This is a genomic window from Vibrio profundum, assembly GCF_050337555.1.
Taxonomy (GTDB): domain Bacteria; phylum Pseudomonadota; class Gammaproteobacteria; order Enterobacterales; family Vibrionaceae; genus Vibrio; species Vibrio profundum.
Genome location: NZ_JAKJTA010000006.1, coordinates 243,575 through 267,583, shown reverse-complemented (window position 1 = coordinate 267,583; position 24,009 = coordinate 243,575). Strand labels below are relative to the sequence as shown.

General features: G+C 43.5%; 27 protein-coding genes. 16 read left to right on the top strand and 11 right to left on the bottom strand.

Annotated elements, in window-relative coordinates; translation table 11 throughout:
• Both rpoZ and gmk read right to left on the bottom strand, forming a co-directional pair.
• Window positions 1-273, bottom strand: a complete 273-nt coding sequence (gene rpoZ, locus L4C34_RS07265) for a DNA-directed RNA polymerase subunit omega (RefSeq protein WP_428788667.1) — start codon at window positions 271-273, stop codon at window positions 1-3.
• Between the two features lie 104 nt (window positions 274-377).
• Window positions 378-1,001 carry a guanylate kinase gene (gene gmk, locus L4C34_RS07260; RefSeq protein WP_428788666.1) on the bottom strand — a complete coding sequence of 208 codons (624 nt, stop codon included), beginning with the start codon at window positions 999-1,001 and terminating at the stop codon, window positions 378-380.
• A gap of 490 nt (window positions 1,002-1,491) precedes the next feature.
• Between gmk and L4C34_RS07255 the strand changes: the two genes are divergently transcribed.
• Window positions 1,492-1,905 (top strand): VF530 family protein, encoded by a 414-nt coding sequence (locus L4C34_RS07255; RefSeq protein WP_428788665.1) that lies wholly within the window; start codon window positions 1,492-1,494, stop codon window positions 1,903-1,905.
• An 84-nt stretch (window positions 1,906-1,989) separates the two neighbouring features.
• Here the strand turns inward: L4C34_RS07255 and L4C34_RS07250 are convergent, their stop codons facing one another.
• Window positions 1,990-2,856, bottom strand: a complete 867-nt coding sequence (locus L4C34_RS07250; RefSeq protein ID WP_428788664.1) for a YicC/YloC family endoribonuclease — start codon at window positions 2,854-2,856, stop codon at window positions 1,990-1,992.
• Between the two features lie 149 nt (window positions 2,857-3,005).
• On the opposite strand from L4C34_RS07250, the gene rph reads away from it, so the two are divergent.
• A complete protein-coding gene (gene rph, locus L4C34_RS07245) occupies window positions 3,006-3,722 on the top strand; it encodes a ribonuclease PH (protein WP_428788663.1) in 717 nt (238 codons plus the stop codon).
• A 75-nt stretch (window positions 3,723-3,797) separates the two neighbouring features.
• Window positions 3,798-4,439, top strand: coding sequence for an orotate phosphoribosyltransferase (gene pyrE / locus L4C34_RS07240; protein WP_428788662.1), 642 nt, complete (start codon window positions 3,798-3,800; stop codon window positions 4,437-4,439).
• Window positions 4,440-4,573: 134 nt separating this feature from the next.
• On the opposite strand, the gene lpxM is transcribed toward pyrE, so the two are convergent.
• From lpxM to coaBC, 4 genes are all read right to left on the bottom strand, one after another.
• Entirely contained in the window at window positions 4,574-5,566 is a 993-nt protein-coding gene (gene lpxM, locus L4C34_RS07235) for a lauroyl-Kdo(2)-lipid IV(A) myristoyltransferase (RefSeq protein ID WP_428788661.1), read from the bottom strand.
• 35 nt (window positions 5,567-5,601) lie between these two features.
• Window positions 5,602-6,549 (bottom strand): LpxL/LpxP family Kdo(2)-lipid IV(A) lauroyl/palmitoleoyl acyltransferase, encoded by a 948-nt coding sequence (gene lpxL, locus L4C34_RS07230; RefSeq protein WP_428788660.1) that lies wholly within the window; start codon window positions 6,547-6,549, stop codon window positions 5,602-5,604.
• A gap of 5 nt (window positions 6,550-6,554) precedes the next feature.
• Window positions 6,555-7,145, bottom strand: coding sequence for a nucleoid occlusion factor SlmA (slmA, locus tag L4C34_RS07225; RefSeq protein WP_428788659.1), 591 nt, complete (start codon window positions 7,143-7,145; stop codon window positions 6,555-6,557).
• Between the two features lie 63 nt (window positions 7,146-7,208).
• A complete protein-coding gene (gene coaBC, locus L4C34_RS07220) occupies window positions 7,209-8,405 on the bottom strand; it encodes a bifunctional phosphopantothenoylcysteine decarboxylase/phosphopantothenate--cysteine ligase CoaBC (RefSeq protein WP_428788658.1) in 1,197 nt (398 codons plus the stop codon).
• A 202-nt stretch (window positions 8,406-8,607) separates the two neighbouring features.
• Between coaBC and radC the strand changes: the two genes are divergently transcribed.
• From radC to mutM, 5 genes are all read left to right on the top strand, one after another.
• Window positions 8,608-9,312 carry a RadC family protein gene (radC, locus tag L4C34_RS07215; RefSeq protein ID WP_428788657.1) on the top strand — a complete coding sequence of 235 codons (705 nt, stop codon included), beginning with the start codon at window positions 8,608-8,610 and terminating at the stop codon, window positions 9,310-9,312.
• Between the two features lie 262 nt (window positions 9,313-9,574).
• Window positions 9,575-9,811, top strand: a complete 237-nt coding sequence (gene rpmB, locus L4C34_RS07210) for a 50S ribosomal protein L28 (RefSeq protein WP_004728407.1) — start codon at window positions 9,575-9,577, stop codon at window positions 9,809-9,811.
• Window positions 9,812-9,824: 13 nt separating this feature from the next.
• Window positions 9,825-9,992 (top strand): 50S ribosomal protein L33, encoded by a 168-nt coding sequence (gene rpmG / locus L4C34_RS07205; RefSeq protein WP_002535344.1) that lies wholly within the window; start codon window positions 9,825-9,827, stop codon window positions 9,990-9,992.
• Window positions 9,993-10,148: 156 nt separating this feature from the next.
• Window positions 10,149-10,622 carry a hypothetical protein gene (locus L4C34_RS07200; protein WP_428788656.1) on the top strand — a complete coding sequence of 158 codons (474 nt, stop codon included), beginning with the start codon at window positions 10,149-10,151 and terminating at the stop codon, window positions 10,620-10,622.
• 50 nt (window positions 10,623-10,672) lie between these two features.
• Complete coding sequence (mutM, locus tag L4C34_RS07195; RefSeq protein WP_428788655.1) at window positions 10,673-11,482, top strand: bifunctional DNA-formamidopyrimidine glycosylase/DNA-(apurinic or apyrimidinic site) lyase; 810 nt, start codon at window positions 10,673-10,675, stop codon at window positions 11,480-11,482.
• 17 nt (window positions 11,483-11,499) lie between these two features.
• On the opposite strand, the gene coaD is transcribed toward mutM, so the two are convergent.
• Window positions 11,500-11,994, bottom strand: coding sequence for a pantetheine-phosphate adenylyltransferase (gene coaD, locus L4C34_RS07190; protein WP_428788654.1), 495 nt, complete (start codon window positions 11,992-11,994; stop codon window positions 11,500-11,502).
• A 121-nt stretch (window positions 11,995-12,115) separates the two neighbouring features.
• Between coaD and L4C34_RS07185 the strand changes: the two genes are divergently transcribed.
• Entirely contained in the window at window positions 12,116-13,162 is a 1,047-nt protein-coding gene (locus L4C34_RS07185; protein ID WP_428788653.1) for a glycosyltransferase family 9 protein, read from the top strand.
• Here L4C34_RS07185 and L4C34_RS07180 read toward each other — a convergent pair.
• Together L4C34_RS07180 and L4C34_RS07175 are read right to left on the bottom strand one after the other, a co-directional pair.
• Window positions 13,140-13,919 (bottom strand): glycosyltransferase family 2 protein, encoded by a 780-nt coding sequence (locus L4C34_RS07180; RefSeq protein WP_428788652.1) that lies wholly within the window; start codon window positions 13,917-13,919, stop codon window positions 13,140-13,142. The genes L4C34_RS07185 and L4C34_RS07180 overlap by 23 nt on opposite strands.
• A gap of 61 nt (window positions 13,920-13,980) precedes the next feature.
• Window positions 13,981-15,036, bottom strand: a complete 1,056-nt coding sequence (locus L4C34_RS07175) for a glycosyltransferase family 9 protein (protein ID WP_428788651.1) — start codon at window positions 15,034-15,036, stop codon at window positions 13,981-13,983.
• Window positions 15,037-15,160: 124 nt separating this feature from the next.
• Between L4C34_RS07175 and L4C34_RS07170 the strand changes: the two genes are divergently transcribed.
• The 5 genes from L4C34_RS07170 to L4C34_RS07150 all read left to right on the top strand — a co-directional run bounded on the left by L4C34_RS07170 (window position 15,161) and on the right by L4C34_RS07150 (window position 19,931).
• Window positions 15,161-15,853, top strand: a complete 693-nt coding sequence (locus tag L4C34_RS07170; protein ID WP_428788650.1) for a 3-deoxy-D-manno-octulosonic acid kinase — start codon at window positions 15,161-15,163, stop codon at window positions 15,851-15,853.
• A 134-nt stretch (window positions 15,854-15,987) separates the two neighbouring features.
• Window positions 15,988-16,764: a glycosyltransferase family 32 protein gene (locus L4C34_RS07165; RefSeq protein WP_428788649.1), complete on the top strand. Its 777-nt coding sequence runs from the start codon at window positions 15,988-15,990 to the stop codon at window positions 16,762-16,764.
• A 10-nt stretch (window positions 16,765-16,774) separates the two neighbouring features.
• Window positions 16,775-18,046 (top strand): lipid IV(A) 3-deoxy-D-manno-octulosonic acid transferase, encoded by a 1,272-nt coding sequence (gene waaA, locus L4C34_RS07160; RefSeq protein ID WP_428788648.1) that lies wholly within the window; start codon window positions 16,775-16,777, stop codon window positions 18,044-18,046.
• Window positions 18,047-18,052: 6 nt separating this feature from the next.
• A complete protein-coding gene (locus tag L4C34_RS07155; RefSeq protein WP_428788647.1) occupies window positions 18,053-19,051 on the top strand; it encodes a glycosyltransferase 52 family protein in 999 nt (332 codons plus the stop codon).
• A gap of 109 nt (window positions 19,052-19,160) precedes the next feature.
• Window positions 19,161-19,931, top strand: a complete 771-nt coding sequence (locus L4C34_RS07150; protein ID WP_428788646.1) for a methyltransferase domain-containing protein — start codon at window positions 19,161-19,163, stop codon at window positions 19,929-19,931.
• 93 nt (window positions 19,932-20,024) lie between these two features.
• On the opposite strand, the gene L4C34_RS07145 is transcribed toward L4C34_RS07150, so the two are convergent.
• Window positions 20,025-21,218, bottom strand: coding sequence for a glycosyltransferase (locus L4C34_RS07145; RefSeq protein ID WP_428788645.1), 1,194 nt, complete (start codon window positions 21,216-21,218; stop codon window positions 20,025-20,027).
• Window positions 21,219-21,646: 428 nt separating this feature from the next.
• On the opposite strand from L4C34_RS07145, the gene L4C34_RS07140 reads away from it, so the two are divergent.
• Both L4C34_RS07140 and L4C34_RS07135 read left to right on the top strand, forming a co-directional pair.
• Window positions 21,647-22,837: a UDP-N-acetylglucosamine 4,6-dehydratase gene (locus L4C34_RS07140; RefSeq protein ID WP_428788644.1), complete on the top strand. Its 1,191-nt coding sequence runs from the start codon at window positions 21,647-21,649 to the stop codon at window positions 22,835-22,837.
• Window positions 22,838-22,849: 12 nt separating this feature from the next.
• Window positions 22,850-24,001 carry a LegC family aminotransferase gene (locus L4C34_RS07135; RefSeq protein ID WP_428788643.1) on the top strand — a complete coding sequence of 384 codons (1,152 nt, stop codon included), beginning with the start codon at window positions 22,850-22,852 and terminating at the stop codon, window positions 23,999-24,001.
• The last annotated feature ends 8 nt before the right edge of the window (window positions 24,002-24,009 follow it).

Sequence of the window (24,009 nt, the reverse complement as noted above, 5' to 3'; positions counted from 1 at the left end):
TTAACGGTTGTGAACAATGCTACTTACTGCGGCAAGTTCTGCTGCTTCTTGTTCTTGTTGCTCTTGACGCTCACGGGCATCTAGAACATCTTTAGTGATCAAGCCTTCTTCGATTTCGCGTAGGGCGATAACCGTTGGCTTATCGTTCTCTTCAGGCACAAGTGCATCTTTGCCACCAGTTTGCATTTGACGAGAGCGGCGTGCCGCAATGAGTACAAGGTCGAAACGGTTGCCGATTTTTTCAACAGCGTCTTGAACAGTTACGCGTGCCATGAGAACTCCAACTAATTAACTAAATTTTTGAATGACGAGAAAGTATACAGACTTAGTACTGTATATTCTAGCGATTAAACTTCGCGAAGCACATTGTTATGTGATTATTCTGCTAACAGTGCTTCAAGCATGCCTTGGTATTTGGCGGTTTGTTTATCTTGCTTCAATCGCTCAGCGCGAATAATGGCTTTAAAATCTATTAAGGCGGTGTCGAAATCATCATTAACGATCACGTAATCGTATTCGCTGTAGTGAGAGATTTCAGATTTAGCTTCTGCCATGCGTTTTGCGATCACGGCGTCACTATCTTGGCCACGGGCATTAAGTCGACGTTCTAATTCACCGTTTGATGGCGGTAAGATAAATACACTGCGAGCATGTGGCATTTTGTTTCGGATCTGACGAGCGCCTTGCCAATCAATATCCAAGAAGACATCAATACCTTTTTCTAGGTTGTCTTCAATCCAAACCCGAGAGGTGCCGTAGTAGTTACCAAACACTTCAGCGTATTCGACGAACTCATCTTTTTCTATTAGCTCTTCAAAATGCTCTTTTTGCACAAAATGGTAATGCACACCATCTTGCTCTCCCGGTCGCATGCCGCGAGTGGTATGAGAGACAGAGACTTTCATCGCATAGGTCGGGTTGGTTTCTAGCATTGCCGAGATCAAGCTCGATTTTCCTGCGCCGCTTGGCGCGGAAACGATGTATAAAGTGCCTTTGCCCATAGTTCTCATTCCACGTAGTTAGGGTGTGAGTCTTGATATGACTCAATATAAAAGATAGCACTGACTCAGGACAGCACATTGAATTGCACTGATTTTAGCCAGAAAATGGACGCGAAGCGTAGCATGAAGCCACGTAAATTCACAGGTGTCGCCCGTATTTGTTTAGTCGTGAAACCTAGGCTCTTGTAGCTCAAACAGACTACGCTTATTTGGGGTGTCTGGTGCACACGAGGATAAGGTGGGGTGGTATCAATACAGGCGGTGTTATCTATTTGATAGGTTCGGTTTGATAGCTTTAGTTTGGCAAGGTCACTCATGCTTAGTGATTCGTCACTTATCATGAAAATAGAGAATGGAAGTTAACTCTGTTAGACTCGCCCCCCTTCTCTTCGTGTGATGAGTTTAATCACTCAGAGTGCTTTTGCGCTGCATTGAAGTCTAGATAAAATTACGCAGCCAACTCGGTTAGTTAGATACTTAGGAACTCATTATGATGACTGATGAAGAAAGAATTGAATTACAACAAAATAACCCATTGCATGGTCTTAAGTTAGAAACCTTACTGCAAGAGTTGGTCGATTGTTATGGTTGGGACATTTTAGATACGGCGATGCGTTTTAACTGTTTCCACACCAACCCATCGGTTGCCAGCAGCGCTAAGTATTTGAAGAAAACAGATTGGGCGAGAGAAAAGCTAGAAAACTTTTATTTATACCGCTTTAAGCGCATGCCTCGCGCTTCTAGCGAAGAGTATGATTTATCGCCACGCGCCCGAACTTTCCCCCACGGTATTGAACCTAAAGAGCCAATGGAGCTCACGGTCGATTCAATCTTGAAATCACAAGCCAAAGCCGCATCCGCCCATAAAGAGCGTTCGTCTCGTGGTCGTAGTTTTAGACGCTAGTGTTTGCTGCTAACCGGTAGAAACAAACAAGCCCCTATATTTAGGGGCTTGTTTGTTTTCATTAACGTAAAACTGGCGAAAACATCATTCTATGTTCTGAATCTGTTCTCTCATTTGCTCAATCAGTACTTTTAGCTCAACACCGGAAGCGGTGATGTCGGTTGCGATAGACTTAGACGCCAGCGTATTCGACTCACGGTTGAATTCTTGCATCATGAAATCAAGGCGGCGGCCAGCGGAGCCTCCTTTTTTTAGCACGTTGTTGGTTTCTTTGACGTGAGAATCGAGACGATCTAATTCTTCGGCCACGTCAGATTTTTGTGCAAGGATGATAAGCTCCTGCTCGACACGGCTGCTGTCTAGTTCAACGTTAGCATCTTCGAATTTGTTAAATAGGCGCTCGCGTTGCCATTCGATGATCTCAGGCATTCTTGCGCGGACTTTAACTACTTCATCAGTAATAGCGGTGAGGCGCTGCTCGATAAGGGCTTTCATGTTGTCGCCTTCGCGGCCGCGCGCTTCGATAAACTCACCGAGTGCTTCATCAAACGCTGACAGTAAATCTTTTTTCACTGTGTCCATGTCTTGCTCTGGTGTTTCCATCACACCGGGCCATTGCATCACTTGAAAAGGATTAATGCGGCTATCTTCACCAGTCAGTTGCATGACTTGCTGAGCGGCGTTGATCACTTGCTTGGCTAAGGTGTTATTGATGGTGAGCTCGCCTTGTGCTGCCGGATTGGCTTCAAAACGCAGGTGACATTCGACTTTGCCGCGGGCAAGGCGTTTACGGAAACGATCTCTTAGCACCGGCTCTAAGCCACGAAATTGCTCGGGCATACGAAAATACGTTTCTAGATAGCGCTGGTTGACCGAACGAATTTCCCATACGGCGGAGCCCCAATCACTTTTTACTTCTTTACGTGCGTAGGCCGTCATGCTGTAGATCATTGATTTATCCTTGCTGCGGAATATAAAAGTGGCTCATAGTAACACAGAAATAGTTCGCTGCTTATTGCTGGCTGTAGGCACTGCTTGGCAATTCCTATATAATATCGCCCCAACCAGATTCCCCTTTTTCAGATTAAGGTAGATTTTCTATGCGTCCAAATGATCGCGCTGCGGACCAAGTTCGCCCAATCAAAATTACTCGTCAATATACGGCTTATGCAGAAGGCTCGGTATTGGTTGAGTTCGGCAACACCAAAGTATTGTGTAATGCCACGGTAGAAGAAAATGTACCTCGTTGGTTAAAAGGCCAGGGTAAAGGCTGGGTGACTGCTGAATATGGCATGTTGCCGCGTGCCACTCACTCACGCACTCGTCGTGAAGCCGCCAGTGGTAAACAAGGTGGTCGTACGATGGAAATTCAACGCTTGATCGCGCGTAGCTTGCGAGCAGTCGTGGATTTGAAGGCGATGGGCGAATTTATGATCACGGTCGATTGTGATGTGATTCAAGCTGATGGTGGCACACGAACCGCGGCTATCTCAGGTGCCAGCGTGGCACTTGCGGATGCGTTCCAACACCTTATCGAGAAAGGCAAGCTGAAGAAAAATCCGATGAAAGGCCATGTGGCTGCGGTTTCAGTGGGCATTCTAGGTAAAGATATATTGTGTGACCTAGAATACGTTGAAGATTCTGCCGCTGACACCGACATGAACGTGGTGATGACAGAAGATGGCAAGATGATCGAAATTCAAGGCACTGCCGAAGGCGAACCGTTTAGCCACGAAGAGTTGCTGGCGTTATTAGCCTCCGCAAGTAAAGGCGTCAACGAAATCGTCGCGGCGCAGAAACAAGCACTTGAAAAATGATGTATTAATAGCTCCTAATTAGGGGCTATTTTTTTATGTAGATGAATTAGTTTTAGTTAATTGAGAGAGAGCAGCATGAAAGCATATCAACGTGAATTTATAGAGTTTGCACTTGAGAAAGAAGTCTTAAAATTTGGTGAGTTTACGTTAAAGTCTGGTCGTAAGAGCCCATATTTCTTCAATGCTGGATTGTTTAACACAGGTCGGGATTTGGCGCGGCTAGGACGTTTTTACGCTGCGGCGCTGATGGAGTCAGGCATTAAATATGATGTGCTATTTGGCCCAGCGTATAAAGGCATCCCAATTGCGACGACTACCGCCGTGGCACTGGCCGATCAGCACAATGTAGACACGCCTTACTGTTTTAACCGTAAAGAAGCGAAGACTCACGGCGAAGGCGGGAGTTTAGTGGGTAGTCCATTAGAAGGGCGCATTATGCTCGTGGACGATGTGATTACCGCAGGGACGGCGATTCGCGAGTCTATGCAAATTATCCAAGCCTGTAATGCTGGTCTGGCTGGCGTTCTTGTGGCTATCGACCGTCAGGAAAAAGGCAAAGGTGAGCTGTCGGCGATTCAAGAAGTGGAGCGCGATTTCAGCTGCCCAGTGGTATCAATTGTTAGCTTAACTGATTTGATTACTTACTTGAGTGAGCAAGGTGAGAACGAGCAACATTTGCTAGCCGTGCAGGCGTATCGCGACCAATACGGCATTTAAGCGATAGAGCGAATAAAGCATCAATCAAATAAGCCGCATTAAATAAATGCATTAAAAAACGCCCAGCTGGTATTACCTGCTGGGCGTTTTTATTCTCACGGGGAACTGATCAATATTTGGTTAGAAACAGAGGGCTATTCGTCACCAGCCAAGTCTTGTTCACCATGGTGTGAATTGTCGTAGATTTCTCGTCCGTCGCGCTGAGTTTTCAACAGTGCCAAGTTCCACATATAGTTTTCTGGATGAGGGGTGACTAAATCTTCAATCGCCTTATTCATCGCCCGCGCATCTTGCTCTTCGTCGCCCGTTGGGAAGTTCTCTAGGGCAGGCAAGATATGCACTTCATATTTACTGGTTTGGTCATTGTAAGTTGGCAGCACGGGCACCACTTTTGCTTTCGATAGACGCGCCATTTTGCCAAAACCTTTTAACGTTGCTTTTTCGGTGCCAAAGAAGGGCACAAACACTGAGTGCTGCGCGCCAAAATCTTCGTCCGGTAACCAATAGCCGATGTAACCGTCTTTGATAGAGCGGACAAACGGTTTCACGCCCGCATCACGAGCGAAAATGCGCCCGCCGTGTTGCATGCGTTGCACTTGCATCAGCCAGTCGCCAATAGGATTACGCTGCGGCTTCATGATGGTGGTGACTTTAAAGCCTTTTGCGGCCAGCATGACGGCCGGGTAATCGACTGCCCATGCATGTGGCGCTAGGATAATCACGTTCTCCCCAGCTTCGAGCAAGGGGATCAAGTTTTCTTCGCCGATCATTACACCGCGATTTTGGTTGTGCTTAGTAGAGCGAACCAAAAATTCGGAATAACCGAATAGGTATTGCGCGGCACGAGCGAAGGTTTTCTCTAAGATAACTTGGCGCTCTTCGGCGCTTTTGTCTGGAAAGCAGTAACGCAGGTTCGTGCGGGCACGGCGCACCACTCGGCCATTTTTCTTCAAGATGAAGCGTGACAAGCGCGCGGCAAAGCGATCGCGTAAGCGCACTGGCATAAAGGCGAACACCGCGGCCAGTGCAATGCCTAGCCAAGTCCCCCAATGTTTTGGGTGGAGAAAATGCCATTGGAAGGTCGGGCTGTGTAAGTGTTTATCAACACTGTTTTTTTCGGTGCTCATGTTGTCAGAATTATTCCACTCAAAGAATCAAACATTTAAAGGTAGCGCGAGTTGGTTTTTGACTCATCAGGTAGCGATTTGTACCTTTTATGTAGCCAAAGCCATTGCTCGGGGGCCCGAAGTATAATCTGTTCGACAAATTTATTCATGTAGGCTGCCGCGGCGAATTCATCTTTTTGTGGGTAATTGTCCTCAATCGATTGATCGGCAATGATTTCATATTTTCCATCTTGATTGCGAAAACCTGAGCCGGGGACGATGGCGCATTTACTGGTGTAGGCTAGAATGCTGGTGCCCGTGGTGGTGCATGTTTCTTCTACAGCAAAGAACGGGACAAATACGGATCGATGATGGCCGTAATCTTGATCCGGTAAGTAAAATAACCGTCCTCCATTACGCAACACTCGGATCATTCTTTTCATATCGGTGCGGTAGATTTGTTCGTTGCCACTGCGAGCACGGCCACGATATTGAATGAATTCATAGGCGGGATTGGTATTTGGTCGATAGGCGCCCGATCCAGGCAGGCCCAAGAGCGGAAAGGCACGCGCGGTGATTTCTAAGTTGAGCCCATGCACACAACACAGCAATACACCTTTATTTGCGGCATCGAGTCGCTTTAGTTCATCGATATCCTTGGCGATTAGCAATCTTTTGAATCGCCAATCAGGCCAAAACCAAGCAATGCCAGTTTCAATCAGGGCCATGCCGGTATTTTTGATGTTTTCTTCAACAAACGCTTCGACTTCTTGTGGTGTTTTCTGTGGAAAGGCGAGCTCGACATTCCGGCGAGCAAACGCGACACGCTTCTTACCCAATAATTTGACTAGGTTGCCCAACGAGCGGCCTAGTTTTAGCAATAGAGGGTAGGGCAATACACTGACGATTAATGCTAATAAACCAAACCCAAACCATACTCCCCAATATCTAGGGTGCAGTAAAGAGAGGGTGAATGGCGGTTTTTTTACGGGATGGTTACTCATAATGGTTACTTTATTTGCGCACTTAACAGCGCCCAATATTGGTCAAAATTCTGTGTCGGTGAATATTTAAACTCTGAACGAACAAAGCGATTTAGACTGCCCTCAACTTGCCCGAGCAGTTGCGCGGCTAAAACGGACTCTTCGACGGGGAAGGCTTTACCCTCTCTAATTTTTCGTTCACGTAGCACTTGTCTAAGTGAGGTTTCGATGCGCTCGTAAAGTTGATTAATTCTATCGCGCAGACGTTCATTTTCAAACATCAAGGCGTGACCCGATAAAATCCTTGTTAAGCCTGGATTACGTTCAGAAAACACGAGAATTAAGTGCAGCACTAATTTTAGTCGCGTAAGAGTGTCTTTTTCTTCAGACAAGATGAGATTGATGCGCGACATCAGTGACTCTTCAATAAATTCGATCAAGCCTTCAAACATACGAGCTTTGCTTGGGAAGTGTCGATAAAGCGCGGCTTCCGACACCCCGACCTGCTTGGCGAGCTTGGCGGTGGTAATACGTGACGCGCCATCGGCGGACTCCAGCATTTGCGCCAGTGCCTGTAAAATTTCTTCTCGGCGATTGGACTTTTTATTGCCGACCATGAATTCTTTCCTCTTTACTGCATTGTTCTGGTTTACTGCATTGTTCTGATTTACTGGGAATACTTATCTCTGTTGGATAAATTGTAAGATTGCTCGTGCTAGCTCTGCTTTAGAGTTTAGTGGCAAACGCTGTTCGCCGTCGGGCCAGTACAGTGTGATTGCGTTGCTGTCGCTGTTAAAACCTTGACCTGCGATTGAGACATCATTGGCACAAATGAGATCGAGGTTTTTCTTGGTCAATTTACTTTTTGCGTATTTCTCGACGTCTTGCGTTTCTGCGGCAAAGCCGACGGTGAATGGGCGGTGTTCAGTCATCGCAGCAACGGACGCGATGATGTCTGGATTTTTGGTCATTTCGACGGACATACCGTCTTTGTCATCTGTCTTTTTCAACTTGTTTCTCGCGACGGTCACTGGTCGGTAGTCCGCAACAGCAGCGCAGCCGATAAAAATGTCATGCTGAGGTGCATGTGTCATTACTTCTCGATGCATCTCGGTAGCACTCTCTACCATCATACGCTCAACATTCACTGGACACGGTAACTGTACAGGCCCACTGACTAAAGTTACGCTCGCGCCGAGCTGCTCGGCGACTTGTGCGAGTGCGTAGCCCATTTTTCCTGAGCTGTGATTCGAAATATAGCGCACAGGGTCGATGGCTTCGCGCGTTGGACCTGCGGTGATGAGCACCGAGTAGCCATCGAGTAATTTTGGCTGAAAATGGCTCTCGCATGATTTCACTAACTGCATTGGCTCTAACATGCGGCCGGGGCCAATATCACCACAAGCTTGCTCACCGGATGCTGGGCCCCAAATGGTAAAGCCTCGGCGTTCGAGGGTTGCCAAGTTCTCTTGGGTTGCGAGGTTGCGGTACATTTGTTGATTCATCGCAGGAGCAATGGCAACAGGCGCATCGGTTGCCAACACTAGAGTTGTCAGAAGGTCATTGCCCATGCCTGCGTTGATACGAGCCATTAGATCGGCGCTGGCTGGGGCCAATAAAACGAGATCGGCCCACTTCGCCAGTTCAATGTGCCCCATGGACGCTTCAGCAGCAGGGTCCAATAGGCTATCGGAAACAGGCCTGCCGGAGACGGCTTGCATGGTCAATGGAGTAATAAACTCTTTGGCTGCAGTAGTCATGACGACTTGCACTTGTGCGCCGCGTTCAATTAAGCGCCTCGTTAACTCGGCACATTTGTAGGCTGCGATACCACCACTAATGCCCAGCAGAATCTTTTTCTCCGCGAGTGTTTGCATCTTGTTCAATCCTTTCTAATGACGGGGCTAAGATAGCAGATCACGCCCATTGTGCCTAGTTTCGGCGACAATGGATTCGTGCTTACAAGGCTGCGAGTAATACCTCGGCTCATCATTCTGCTGCTCACTCTATGAGGGGCGAACAACAGAAATTCATCGCAAAGTCTTTTGTTTATCTGGATGAATACCGCGTGCTTGATTTATGGTTATCACCAAATTGGTCACACTGAGTGTTTCAATGAAAAACCTGCCCAGTAGCTCAATGCCGCGTGAAAAGCTTATTAGTCATGGCGCCACAGCGCTCAGCGACGCGGAATTGCTCGCCATCTTTTTACGTACAGGAACAAGACAGATGAATGTCATTGAACTCGCCGCCCACCTACTCGGCCGGTTTGGTTCGCTACGAGGCTTGCTCAGAGCATCAGAACAAGAGTTTTGTGCAATTAATGGATTGGGGCCCGCTAAATATGCACAAGTCAGCGCAGTAATGGAAATGGCGCAGCGTTATTTGGCTGAGTCGCTACAGAAAGGGGAAGCATTGACCAGCCCCCAGCTGACGAAACAATTTTTGTCCTCGATTCTGCGCGATCAAAGCAGAGAAATGTTTCACGTACTGTTTTTAGACACTCAGCACCGCATGATAGACGATGAGATTTTATTTTCTGGAACATTGGATGCGGCATCGGTTTATCCTCGTGAGGTGGTAAAAAGGGCTCTGCATCACAACGCAGCGGCGGTCATTTTGGCTCACAATCATCCCTCAGGCGTGGCTGAACCGAGTGACGCCGACAAGAGAATCACCCATCGCTTGCAAGATGCGCTGAGCTTAGTAAATATTCGGGTGCTTGATCATTTCGTTGTCGGAGATGGTGAAGTGGTGTCTTTTGCCGAACGAGGATGGATTTGAGCTTGTTAGTTGCGCAAAATCTGATATTATCGCCCGACAATTTTTGAACCTAAATTCAGCTCTGTTCAAAAGATCACGAAAATCTGTAAAAAGGATCTGTTCGGGTCTTGAGCAATGCGCATCAAGTTAGTATAATACGCGACCTTTGATAGCCTTGTATGGACTTTCCATGCGGTTTTTAACCTCAAGCTTCTTATTCATTTGAGAGGGAGGTTCGGCCACCAAGGTTGATATCGAGCTGAAACGATTTGGAGAGACATTCATGTCCCGAGTATGCCAAGTAACTGGTAAGCGTCCAGTAACGGGTAACAACCGTTCACACGCACGAAATGCTACTAAGCGTCGTTTTCTGCCGAACCTACAAACTCATCGTTTTTGGGTAGAGAGCGAAAAACGTTTTGTTAAACTACGTCTAACTGCTAAAGGCATGCGTATTATTGATAAGAAAGGCATTGATGCTGTTCTTGTTGATATCCGTGCACGTGGCGAAAACGTTTAAGAGGAATTAAACAATGGCTAAAGGCATTCGTGAGAAAATCCGTCTAGTATCTTCTGCTGGTACTGGTCACTTCTACACAACTGACAAGAACAAGCGTAACATGCCAGGCAAATTTGAGATCAAAAAGTTTGATCCAGTAGTTCGCCAACACGTTATGTATAAAGAAGCTAAAATCAAGTAATTGATTTTCTTCTCTATAAGTTTGTGTAAAAAACCCAACTGTTTCAGTTGGGTTTTTTTATTGGCTGCGATTTAGCACCCTGATCACAATTTTGTCGTGGTGTGCATTCTAAGCCCCTTATATTGAATACAATCGAAGTAAATTCAATGCTTATGGATGGCAGTCATGAAAGACAATCGACGTCGCTGGAACAATATCTTAATTTTATCCGTCATCGTTTTTATCTTGATGCTTAACCTGCCACAAATCATCAAAACCTATCTGATTGAAGACACGCACCCACAGCATGAAACCCTGCTCAATCCAAACTACTCTCTGCAAGCAATCAATTTTGCGACTTGGCAATTGGACAAAAAAGATGGGCAATGGCAGATAAGCCGCCCGAGTCATGTCACGGCCAGTGAATTAGTTGAACGGTGGCATCGTTTGGTGGGCACTGAAATTGATGAGAAAACGTATCTCAGTTTAAAACCCAGTTTAGGGATGCCTGAAACCATTGAAGTTTGGTATCAGGGACAGAATGAGCCGCAAAGAATTACCTTTTATACAACGCCTAAGTTTTTATTGTTGAAAAATTGGAAAGATAAGTGGATAGCGATCACTGTCAGTAACAAATTTTTATTTCCCTAATTTTTTGAATTTTAAGCCCTCCCACCTTAACGACACGTGATTGGAACGATATGCCTGAGTTACCCGAAGTTGAAGTGAGTCGTATGGGAATTACTCCCCATCTGCTTGGCCAAGTTATCAAAACCATGACCTTTCGCGCTGGTAAGTTGCGCTGGCCAATTCCAGAAGAGCTGAAGCAGTTGCAAGGCTGCACAGTGGACGCGATCAGTCGCCGTGCTAAGTATTTGATTATTGAAACCAAGGCGGGGTGTGCCTTGGTTCACCTAGGCATGTCTGGATCACTGAGAGTCATTGATATTGGGCAAGCCGCCGGTAAACATGATCATGTGGATATGGTGATGGAAAATGGCAAAGTGCTGCGCTATAACGATCCACGGCGCTTTGGTGCTTGGCTGTGGTGTGAGGTAGGAGAGCAACATACTGTTCTCAGCAATCTTGGCCCAGAACCACTGAGCGACGATTTTCATGCCCAGCGAATGCAGGAAAAAGCGAGCGGAAGACGTGTGGCCGTGAAACAATTTGTGATGGATAATAAAGTGGTGGTGGGTGTCGGTAATATTTACGCCAATGAGTCACTATTTACGGCTCGTATCCACCCGACGCGGCCAGCGAACACATTATCGGCTGTGGAATGGCAAACTTTGGTTTTTGAAATTAAACAAGTTTTAACGCGTGCGATCGCTCAAGGGGGAACCAGCTTGAAAGATTTTGCTCAAGTGGATGGTAAGCCCGGGTATTTTGTTCAGGAACTCAATGTGTATGGTAAAGCCAAGCAGCCTTGCCCCAATTGCGGCGAAGAAATCGAAGAGCAAAAAATAGCGCAGCGAAATACTTTCTTTTGCTCAGTTTGCCAACATTAGCTCCCTATGATCGTGGTCTAAACTTTGGCTTTGGCCTTTAATGCCGCCGCAATGACTTCAGGAACGAAACTATCGACATCGCCACCGTGAATTGCCACTTCACGAACAATGGTTGACGATAAAAAAGCATGTTCTTCGGCTGGCGTGAGAAAAACACTCTCTAGCCCCGGCATTAAACGGCGATACATATTGGTGAGGCCAAACTCGTATTCAAAGTCGACTGTCGTCCGTAGGCCGCGAATTAGGACATTGGCTTTTTCATTGCGAGCGAAATCCACCATTAAGCCAGAAAAGCCTTTACTGCTGACGTTATCAAGGTGGCTAGTGACCTGAGTCGCGAAGCCGACTCGTTCTTCAAGGCTAAACATGGTGTTTTTACTTGGGCTTGCGGCGACAGCGACAATCACTTCATCAAACATCTCAGCGCTACGTTCAATAAGGTTTAAATGACCATTCGTCAGAGGATCAAAGGTGCCGGGGTAAATCACTCGGGATATTTGTTTTGTTTTCACAATCAGGCGCTCGAAATCTGGGTATCTGCTTCAATCTTAACAAAAAGGCTCAAAATTACCTATTGAAGTCGGTATGATTAAGCTCGCAACTTACACTGACAAGCATTAGATAGAGAAAGCGATGAAAAAGCTGCTGGTAGTACGAAACGATAAAATTGGTGACTTTATGTTGGCATGGCCGAGCTTCGCTATGCTTAAATCTTCGATGCCCGACTGTCATATTACCGCTTTGGTGCCAACCTATACGGCCGCATTAGCGCGCTTATGCCCTTGGATTGATGAGGTGCTGATCGATTGTGGTAAACGAGCGGAGAGAGCGGAACGACAAAAGCTAGTGGAGGAGATAAAATCGCAGAAGTTTGATGCATCGATTAATCTATTCTCGACCACCTACAATGCCAAGTTAGTGTGGCAAGCGAAAATCCCTTATCGTTTGGCACCTGCGACTAAGTTAGCGCAAGTTTTTTACAATAAACGTGTAAAGCAAAAGCGTTCTCAATCCGCTAAACCTGAGTTTGAATATAATCTCGACTTGGCTCGTGTCTTTTTGCGTGAAATGGGGTTAGAAATTGTTGAACCAACCGCACCGTACCTGACTTTCTCTAACGAGCAGTTAGCTGCGCAGAAATCGAAGCTCGCGACGCAACTCAAGCTCTCAACTAATAAGCCTTGGATATTTGTGCATGCGGGCAGCGGCGGCTCTGCCAATAATTTATCTTTGGCGCAATACAGTGCGTTGATCAAGGGTATTGAAGAAGAGTGTGAGGTCGTACTGACGGCGGGTCCCGGAGAAGAAGCCAAGGCACATGAGTTGCAGGTATTAGTGCAAGAACGGGGTGTGCAAGCCTGCGTTTACGATAAAAACGATGGCTTGGTGGACTTTACCACCTCGTTAGCGTGCGCAGACTGTTTTATTGCAGGTTCGACGGGGCCATTGCATATTTCAGCCGCGATTGATGTACCAACGGTCGGCTTTTTTCCTAGCAAACGTTCAGCCACGCCGCTGCGCTGGCAGCCGATCAACTCTGACGGCAACCATATTGCTTTTTGCCCGCCGCCAGCAGCAGATAAACACAGTCAAGAAGACATGGCTCGAATTGATGTAAGTTCAGTTCTCACCAAACTTAATCCTTGGTTATCAGAGTTTATTCCTGAGGTGGCTTCGTAGACGTTCGGATCCACAAGTCGGCGTACTTGATGAAAGTCGAGTGCGCCGATAGCAAAGACAGCAACAAGCCTTGCCTGCCATCTAAGAAGCCGGCTTTAAGCACATACATTTTCATAAAACAACCTACAGCGTGCAGCATGCCTTGGCTGAGACTGCTTTTCTTGCCGCGTTTTTGGCGCTGCTCCGCCCATGCTTTGCCATAGCCTGCCGATTTCACCAGATAGTGGTTCATATCGTTGTAAGTATAGTGGATCGCATCACCAGTTAGGTTTTCTACTTGCATGCTTTTGGATACTTCCACTTTCTCGTGTACGAGCGAATCATCATATTGAGTCAGCTTGGTCGGATAGAGGCGCAAAACGCGATCAGGGTACCAACCACAATGGCGTATATAGCGGCCAAACACCCAGCTCAAACGAGCAAAGCGATATAAGGTATTGGTTTTTTGGGCAGCGACGGCCTGTAAGATACTGTCTTTGAGATCTGGAGTGACGCGTTCGTCGGCATCTAGCCAAAGTACATAATCGGACTCGACGTGAGATTGTGCGATGCGGCGCTGTGGGCCAAACCCCAGCCAATTTTCATTGACGAAAAATTTATCCGTGTACTCACGTGCGATTTGCTCCGTATTATCGGTACTGCCAGAATCGAGCACGACAATTTCATCGACCCAACCTTGCACGGTGTCTAGGCAGGCCTTTAGATGCTGGGCTTCATTTTTGACGATCAACGCGACGGCGAGAGTTGGTTTGCTCACTCGAGTACCTCAAATAGTTTGGATTTGGCAAAACGCGACACTAGTTTAACTGTGGTGGCGGTTAGTGCAAATCAAAATCCGCAATGGCTTTATCGAACATGGCGATAACTTGCGAAGCTTGGATGCGATTCATCGCGGCTTTGTCTTTTACTCGGGTGCGCCAACTGACTTGTTCCGGCGTTTTTCCCGTTTCGGCCAGCAATGCTTCTTCGTAAGCAGAGACCACATAATCTACATATTGATATGGTCCAGTACGCTTTGGGTTATGGTGGGCATAAAGCCCAACTACAGGCGTGTTGACCGCATTGGCCATGTGCGCCGGTCCAGTATCGGGCGCGATCACCAAATCAGCGCCATCAAGCAGCGCGAGCATTTCTTTTAAAGTACTTTTTCCAACTAGATTCGTAACCGCTTGCTCAGTGAGAGATTGAACCTGTTCTGCCAAATCGATCTCAATCTGCGCTGGGCTGCCAGCTAAGATGATGTTCCAGCCAAGTTGATGGGCATGAATGATGACTTCGGCATAGCCTTTCGCATGCCAATTCTTGTAGCCTTTACTTGCGGCGGGCACGAGTACTAAGTTACGTTTGCTAACGTCTAGTTGGTTGCTTGCCCAAATGTTATTTTCAGAAGAGTAGGGAATCGACCAGTTTGGTTTAATATCATCAATACCCAAGGTCGAGCAAAATGCGAGCAGGCCATCCAGCACATGATTTTTGTTTGGTGATGGAACTTTGACATTGGTAAACAGGTGCTGAAAATCTTGGCTTCTCTCTGAATCAAAGCCGAGTTTGTACTTGGCTTTAATTCCTAGTGTCGCAATGCTGGCGCGCAGCGCATATTGCATGTGCAGCAATGCATCGAACCGCTCGCCTTTGAGTTGAGTCCAAAGTGCTTTATACCCTTTCCACCCCTGTTTTTTATCGAAGGTGATGACACGTATTCCTTCTAAATCTTCAATTAACTGCGCTTCTAGTTTTCCCGTTATCCAAGTGATTTCTGTGCTTGGCCATTGGCATTGGATAGTTTGAACGGCCGCGATGGTATTACAGACATCTCCAATGGCAGACAAACGTAAAATACAAAGAGAGCGAGGAGGAGTAGAAAACAGCGCCATGACATAAGACCGAGAAGAAAAAGGTGCCAAGAATTATGCAGATTGTCGCGATAGATGTAAAATAGCCTATTCGATTATTTTACCTTCGCTTTAAGCGTTAATGTTAATTGGGCCCGTGAGAGTAATGAAACAGATAACCCAACCGAATCAAGTCATTTGGTACGACGAGTCCTTATTGGCAGAAGATCCAACCCGATGTTGCGACCCAGAGTTCTGGAGCGAGCAGGACAAAGTGATAGGCAGTGCTCAAGGGCGTGGTACTACTTGGTTTGTGCAAACGCAGAATTTAGAGGCGGCGCTACGCCATTATCGCCGAGGTGGCTTGTTTGGCAAACTCATCAAGGACACTTATTGGTTCTCAGGTTGGCAGAAAACACGTTGTTATCAAGAGTTTCAGCTGCTTCATCATTTAATTGAAGCGGGAATTAACGTCCCAAGACCAATGGCCGCCAGAGCCATAAAAAGTGGGCTGGGCTATAAAGCGGACTTATTGAGCGAAAAAGTCCCCAACGCACGAGATCTTGTGTCGATTCTGAAAGAAAAGCCCCTACCAGCGGAAATGTACCAAAAAATTGGACAAGAAATTCGCAAAATGCATAATGCCCAAGTGAATCACACCGATCTTAATATTCACAACATTCTTATCGATGATCAAGATGAGGTTTGGATTATCGACTTTGATAAGTGTTCTCAGCAATCAGGGGATAGCTGGAAGCAGGGTAATTTAGAAAGGTTGCGGAGATCATTTTTAAAAGAGAAAGTTAGGTCGAATATAAATTGGAATAGCGCTTGGTTCCACAAGTTAATAATGAATTAGAGGAAGTGTGGCGTAGTTATAACTATATGGAAAGGAGGTGTATGGTTTTTAATAAATTATTAATTTGGTTTTTTATGTAAGTCTACAGCGGTTTTATAGAGTAATAAATAAAGAGCGAATGGGATTTAATGAGTATGAGTTTTAACAAAGTGAAATTTTTTAATGTCCTGATTAGGATTGTCGGTAATATTGTAAAGTTACTTTCTTATCCGTTTCACATTGTGTTTCCAAAGTTTCGATTCACAATACCCGTATATTCACCTAAAAAAGTTGTATCAAAAAAAAATAATAATATACCAAAAGTCATTTGGCAAACAAATTACTCTAATAAGTCTACACTACCTGTGTATGTCAACTATTTGTTTAATCGGCTAATGTCTTTAGATTATGAATATAGATATGTAAGTACTGAGGAAAGGGACGTTTACCTAAGAAATAATGCGCCAAAGGAAGTTTATGCAAGTTATAAAAAGCTTACTGATGGAGCTGCCCAAGCAGATTTATGGCGTGTCGCTACCTTATACATGCAAGGTGGAATATACATGGACATTGATGCTACTTTGGTGAGGAAACTAAATGATATATTAGGGATGGATGATGCATTGTACATTTCCTATAAAAATGGAACCGAGCTTACAAATTATTTTTTAGCAACAAAGCCAAAGAATCCAGACTATAAGCGTCTTTTAGAGGCTATGATATTTAATATCAACAACTACGATCCTAAACTTGGTGTTTATGGAACGACCGGCCCAGGTGTTTTTAATAATGTTATAGATATATCCACAGTGACTTCGAAAGAACGACGCAGCGTCTGTATTCAAGGGGCATTTACAAATGAGCACTTTCAGTATTTAGATAAGCCTAGAGGAAAGTGGACTCATGCTGATCGAAATACAATAGTAAAATGACAGTGGGGAAGTGATGATTATTTTTATCTACTCAACTGTTTTAACTTTGATAGCTCCTTTTTTTCTATTTTTCCTGCTTAAGAAAAAGAAAGGTAGGCCTACATATGGACCGAGATGGAAAGAGCTATTTGGAGTTACACCAGCTTTATCAAACAGTTCTTCGAAATCCCTTTGGTTTCATGCTGTATCGGTAGGAGAAACTATTGCTATTACTCCTCTTATTAGGCGCATTAAGCAGTTTAACCCTGAGTTAAATATAGTGTTTACTACAACAACTCCAACTGGTGCTAAGCAGGCTGAAAAGTTAGCCGGTCTAGTAGAGCATCGTTATATGCCAATTGACTTTGCTATATTTGTTCGTAGATTTATTAACACAGTTAGACCAGAGAAATTAATAATAGTAGAAACAGAACTTTGGCCGAATATGTTGAGGGAAGTTTCTAAATCAGGTATTCCGATCTTTGTTATAAATGCCCGGATGTCTGAGAAATCGTGCAATGGCTATAGGAAAGTACAACCATTATTTGACATTATCTCCGAGAGTATTACAAAATTTCAATGTGTCCACGAAGATGATCAAAAAAGATTCCATAAATTAGGCGTTGATGAAAGTAAACTTGAAGTGGTTGGCTCGATTAAGTTCGATATTCCTATTTCAGAACGAATAATTTATTACGCTAGTAACCTTAGGAGAGAGATAGGGGTAGATAGGCCTATTTGGATTGCTGCTAGCACTCACGAAGGAGAAGACCAGATCATTTTAGATGTACATAAAGATCTGGTAAAAGAGTTCCCAAATGCTCTGCTAATGGTTGTACCTAGACATCCAGAAAGGTTTGTAGACGTAGCAACACTAAGCCAAAAATTATTTAATACGATCACTCGTACTAGCGGGCGTTACCCTCAGCGTGATGATCTTGTATATATTGGTGATACTATGGGAGAGCTATTAACACTGATTGGTGCTAGTGATGTATGTTTTATGGGGGGGAGTCTTCTTGGTAAAAAAGTTGGGGGCCACAACTTGTTAGAACCAGCCGCAATGGGGAAACCAACCCTGATTGGACCTAGCTATTATAATTTTAAAGATATCACAATCCAGCTTAACGCCGTTAACAGCTGTAAGATTGTTGAATCTCATCATGATATTCTAAATGAGGTTCTATATCTATTTAGGAATAAAAAAGAAGCAGCAACAAAAGGTGAGCTTGCTAAGGACGTTGTGAAAAAAAATAGAGGATCTATCGAAAGAAATATTAGGTCTTTAGGCATTATAGAGTAGTGAGTTATGAATTTATTTTATGTTACATCTCCATTTCAGTATATTTGCGCAAATGAAGCGAGAAATAGCTATCAATCCTTAAATACTATCCTTGTGGTTGAGTTCGATGATACAGAGAAAGGGTTATTACAGTTAAAATCTATTATCGATCCTAGTCTTTGGGATCATGTGTTTTACCTTCCGGCAGGGAATCGAACAAAAACAACACCAAAATTAATCAAGAAAATAAAGGGGCTATGCAAAGAGTTGGATTTGGTAGAGGAAGGTTTTTTCTTTGCTGAGTTTAATAGCTTACGGACAAAGGTAATTATATCAAATTTTACTTTCCAGCGACACATATACTTTGATGACGGTGCGTTAACATTATTCGAATATGAGGAAACAATTAAGCCAAATAAAGAGTATTATAGACCAAGACTTATACCTGATTTGATTATGAAGGCTAAAGGTATAAAACCTGCTGGCCGAATGCATAACCCTAATAATTTGGAAATATTCACGATATTTAATATAAATAGCGATAAGTACCCGATTGTCAGAAACACACTTCAATTATTGAATGAGGATTATAAGTTTAATCCTCATAATGAAAACTCTCCAGTCGGATTTTTGGGGCAAGGTTCCGTGGGTGATAAGAATCATAAACCTATCGATGATTACTTGAGTGAAATTATTTACTTCTTGAGAGAGAATAAGGAAATTTTATACTTCCCTCACAGGAATGAGAAAGAAGAAGTCTCTAATAAAATTAAGAGACTGAACGGGGTAAAATACTATGAAGCATCTAAGCCAATAGAGTTGGAGATCATTAGGCAATCAATTAGACTGTCCAAGATTGTGGGGATGGGGTCAACGGCTTTATTTACATGTAGAGTATTATTTCCAGATTTGCCAGTCGTAAATATAGTAAATACCAATAAAAATGATTTGGTAGTAAGAAATAAGTACGAGATAATTGAAAGTCAATTAAATAAAGCTGGTGTTTCTATGATACACTTATGTTGATTTTAAGAGTGATTGATGGTGTTATCTACCAATGATTTTTACGTAAACACTCTTGTTACAATTGTATGGAAAAGAGAGTTTATTCAGTGTCTATTATAATGGTGAAGAAGTGAGTATAGGAATGGGTGCTTTAGTTAGATTTATAAAAAAAGGAAAGCATGAAAGGAGAAAGGTAGAACGAATTAACGAGCAAAAAAGGATTATGTCGGAGGTGTTTCTAGATAGGTATGTTGTTTTAAATGGGCCGTTTAAAGGAACCAAGTATATCGGAGACGCTCATGGTAGCATGTTGCTTCCAAAAATATTAGGTTCGTATGAAGAACCAATTCAACTTTGGATTGAAAAAGCAATTAACCATAAGAAGTATTCTAGAATTATTGATATAGGTTGTGCTGAGGGATACTACGCATGCGGATTCGCTAGGGCTATGCCAGACGCTTCGATTTTAGCTTATGATATAAGCAAAGAGGCACAAAAACTAACAGAGAAGCTGGCCAAAGAAAACGATCTACAAAATATAACCATATCCGGTGAATGTTCTCATACGGAACTTAACGAAGTTTGCAAAAATAACAGCCTGGTATTTTGTGATATTGAGGGTGGAGAACATGCTCTATTAAATCCTAATTTGGTTCCTAATTTTGTTAATGTTGATCTTATCATTGAATCACATGATTGTATCATTCCAAATATTACGGAAGAGCTAATTGAAAGGTTTAAAGGAACACATAACATTAGTGTCATGATTGACTACCCGAATAGGGTTAAAGAGTATGAATTCCCTCAAGAGCCGACAGAATCTGAACTAAAATTAATATTTGATGAGAGACGCTCTAAGTATATGAGATTCTTGTATTTAGAGGCGAAAAACCCACTATAAGTAATCGTGTGGATTCTACGTTATAGCAGGTTTAATTACCGATTAAACCATTAAATATTAATAAGCTAACGAATTGGCTTCGTTAGCTTTGTGTTATGGTTTGTTTACTTTTTCAAATAATGATTCCCAGTCTTGGCAGACATTATCAGCGTAATATTTTTTAACACCTTCTTTTGCATTTTTTCCATATTTAATTCGTAAATCTTGATTAGACATTAGTTTGTATAATGCTCTGGAGAAATCTTCCGGAGAGTTGTCGGTAGTTAAGCCTGATTGTGTTTTTGAAATTAAGTAGTCTATTGCAGAAGTACTATTTATCCCGATACAAGGTAAACCCACTGACATAGCTTCGGTTAAGGCTAGCCCCCAGCCCTCTTCATGTATTGAAGGGAAGGCAAATATATCCGAATTACTTAGCTCATATAGAACATCAGAAGTAGGAGCATGGATCGTTACTTGATCTGCCATGTGATTGTTATCTATGATGGACTGTAGTTTGTATAGGTATCCTCGGGTTGTACCACTTCCAAAAATCACCACTTCCCAGTTTGGGAATTCATCTTTTATTAGAGCGAAAGATTCGAGTAATATATGTTGTTGCTTTTTGGGGTCTAATCTTGAGTGCATAATTACACGTCGACGCAGTTTTGTTGCACTCAGATCAGCAAATGTATTCGGTGGCGTCACAATGTTACCTATAAAATTAACATCTCTACCTATGAGTTCGCTAAGCTGACTTGCGAAGCTAGGAGTAAGAGCCTGAACGGCGGCACATGACTTAATTCGCTTCTTCTCTATATAATTAAACCGATCGTAATAACTAGTTACTTCACTATGAACCATATGAATTATAGGGATATTTTGAAGTGAGCCATTTGCTAATCCTATAGATAAGGAGTCATGGTCTCTCATTTCATAGGCTAATATGACGTCAGGACGTTCTATTTCAACTAACCTTTTAAGAGGTTTAGCTAGCAGTCGACATCGCTCCAATTGTACCGGATTCGGAAAATATTGTCCCAAACGGCTATTTGTTAATGGTTTTATTATTTCTCTCAACACTTTCCAGAACTTGTGTAATTTCCCCTCTACCTTTACATTAAGGTTAATAATCTTTGAGCCAAACTTAGCTTTGAAAAACAACTCTCCAGGAGCAGTGTCATTATATACAGAAGTTACCTCATTCCCACGGCGTGATAAATTATTACCTAATTCGACTAGTACTTTTTGAGCTCCGCCAGCGAAGGCGTGAGCAGAGCTGTTCACCATGACTTGTAAAACTTTCAATCTGTACTCTACCTTTTGTTTATTTTTGTGTTATTAAAAAATGATAAAAGATGAGTGATAGGGCTTGTCGCCTATGCTGGAACATCTACTATACTTGAGGTCAATATTATCCATTCTTGCGTTGTTAAAGTCTAATTGTTCGGGGGAAAGGGGGCATACAGCGGCTTGATCTTGATTAGTTGATATTCTAAATCTCAGGTAGTGGAAATTTCGAACTATCCAGTTTGCCGAGCTGGGTTATAGTGTTTGAATTGTGGTCGCACAAAATTAGGTAGAGTGATAAAATGGACAAATTTGTCTCCTTCCATATCTCTATTAAGTACTACGCTAGTGAGATACTAGCTTGAAGGCTTTACACTGTCAGTGATAGTGTGTTAAGTAGAATGACGTGGAATATGCAGACACATAGTAACTAAATGGTTGAAAAGATGAACTCAATCCTACCTTTGATCGGGCGTACCGATCCCCTGTTTGCCAAAGATATCACAAATATCGAATCACAGCTTTCTTCTATAGTTTCTCAAAATCGATTCCTTGTTTTGGGTGGCGCAGGGTCAATTGGACAAGCTGTAACCAAAGAAATTTTCAAACGTAACCCGAAAAAACTACATGTGGTTGATATCAGCGAAAACAACATGGTTGAGTTAGTACGAGATATTCGTAGCTCATTTGGTTACATCGATGGTGACTTCCAGACATTCGCTCTAGATATCGGTTCGCTAGAGTATGATGCGTTCATCAAAGCAGATGGTCGGTTTGATTATGTATTGAACTTATCCGCCCTTAAGCATGTTAGAAGCGAAAAAGACCCTTACACGTTGATGAGAATGATCGATGTAAACGTATTTAATACAGATAAAACCATTCAGCAGTCTATTGATGCCGGCGCTAAAAAATACTTCTGCGTTTCTACTGATAAAGCCGCAAACCCAGTCAATATGATGGGTGCTTCAAAGCGTATTATGGAAATGTTCCTAATGCGTAAAAGTGAGCAAATGGATATATCAACCGCACGTTTTGCTAATGTTGCATTCTCAGATGGTTCATTGTTACATGGGTTCAACCTGCGTATTCAAAAACGTCAACCTATCGTGGCTCCAAACGATATCAAACGCTACTTCGTTACACCGCAAGAGTCTGGTGAGCTATGCTTAATGTCTTGTATCTTCGGTGAAAACCGTGACATTTTTTTCCCTAAGTTGAGCGAAGCTCTCCACCTGATTTCGTTTGCAGATATTGCAGTGAAGTATTTAGAACAACTTGGCTATGAGCCTCATCTATGTGACACAGAAGAAGAAGCTCGCCAATTTGCTCACACGCTTCCGGAGCAGGGTAAGTGGCCATGCTTGTTTACTGCGAGTGACACAACCGGCGAGAAAGATTTCGAAGAGTTTTTCACAGACAAAGAAAAGTTGGATATGTCCCAATTTTTAAATCTTGGCGTCATCAAAAATGAACCACGTTATGAGCAAGAGTTACTTACTTTGTTTGAAAACAGAATCTCAGAGATGAAAGGCGAGAGAGCTTGGACTAAGGATCAAATTGTAAAACTGTTCTTTACCATGCTCCCTGATTTTGGTCACAAAGAAACCGGTAAATACCTCGATAGCAAAATGTAAACGGAGTAAGTAATGAAAGCGACACCTATTGTTAGATTTATTAGAGACATCTATAAAACTGACGAATTCATTCCGTTGCACGCACCAACGTTTAATGGCAACGAAAAAGCCTACGTAATGGAAACAATTGAAAGTACATTTGTTTCTAGTGTAGGTAAATTTGTTGATGATTTTGAGCGAAAGGTCGAAGTGTACACTGGGGCGGCTAAAGCAGTAGCGACAGTCAATGGAACAGCAGCGCTACATGCGGCCTTGTACATGGCTGATGTTCAACGAGGAGACCTTGTAATCACACAAGCTCTCACTTTTGTTGCAACCTGTAATGCTCTTTATCATATGGGGGCAGAACCGATTTTTGTGGATATCTCTCCAGTGAGTCTAGGCCTTTGCCCTAAAGCTGTGGATATATTTTTAAATGAACATGCAGAGGTAACCGAGACTGGTTGCATTCATAAGAAAACAGGCAAGCAAGTTAAAGCTGTTCTGCCGATGCATACATTTGGCCACCCAGTAGAGCTTGATGAACTAGTTGCAGTTTGCCTGAAATGGAACATTACTTTAGTAGAGGATGCAGCAGAAAGCCTGGGATCTTTCTACAAGGGTAAACACACAGGTACTATCGGTGATTTGGGTGCGGTCAGTTTCAATGGCAACAAGATCATTACTACTGGCGGCGGTGGTATGGTTCTATGTAAAACTCAAGAACTAGGAGCACGAACGAAGCATGTCACTACGACTGCAAAAGTTCCTCATCCTTACGAGTTTTTCCATGATGAGCCAGGCTTTAACTACCGTATGCCTAATCTGAATGCTGCACTTGGTTGTGCACAAATGGAAGTGATTGATCAATACCTGCAGCAAAAGAGACAGCTGGCAGAATGCTACCGTGACTTCTTCACAGGAACAGATTTCCAGTTTGTCACTGAGCCAGATTATGCGCAGTCAAACTACTGGTTGAATGCAATCATCTGCCCAGATAAAGAAAGTAGAGAAGAGATCCTTACAGGCACAAATGATTTAGGTGTTATGACTCGCCCAATTTGGCAGCTAATGCATAGATTGCCAATGTTTGAGAATGCCATGCGCGGTGATCTTATTTACTCGGAATTTATAGAGGCACACCTAATCAACCTTCCAAGTACACCCGTGGAAATCGGAAGTTAAGCAGGTTA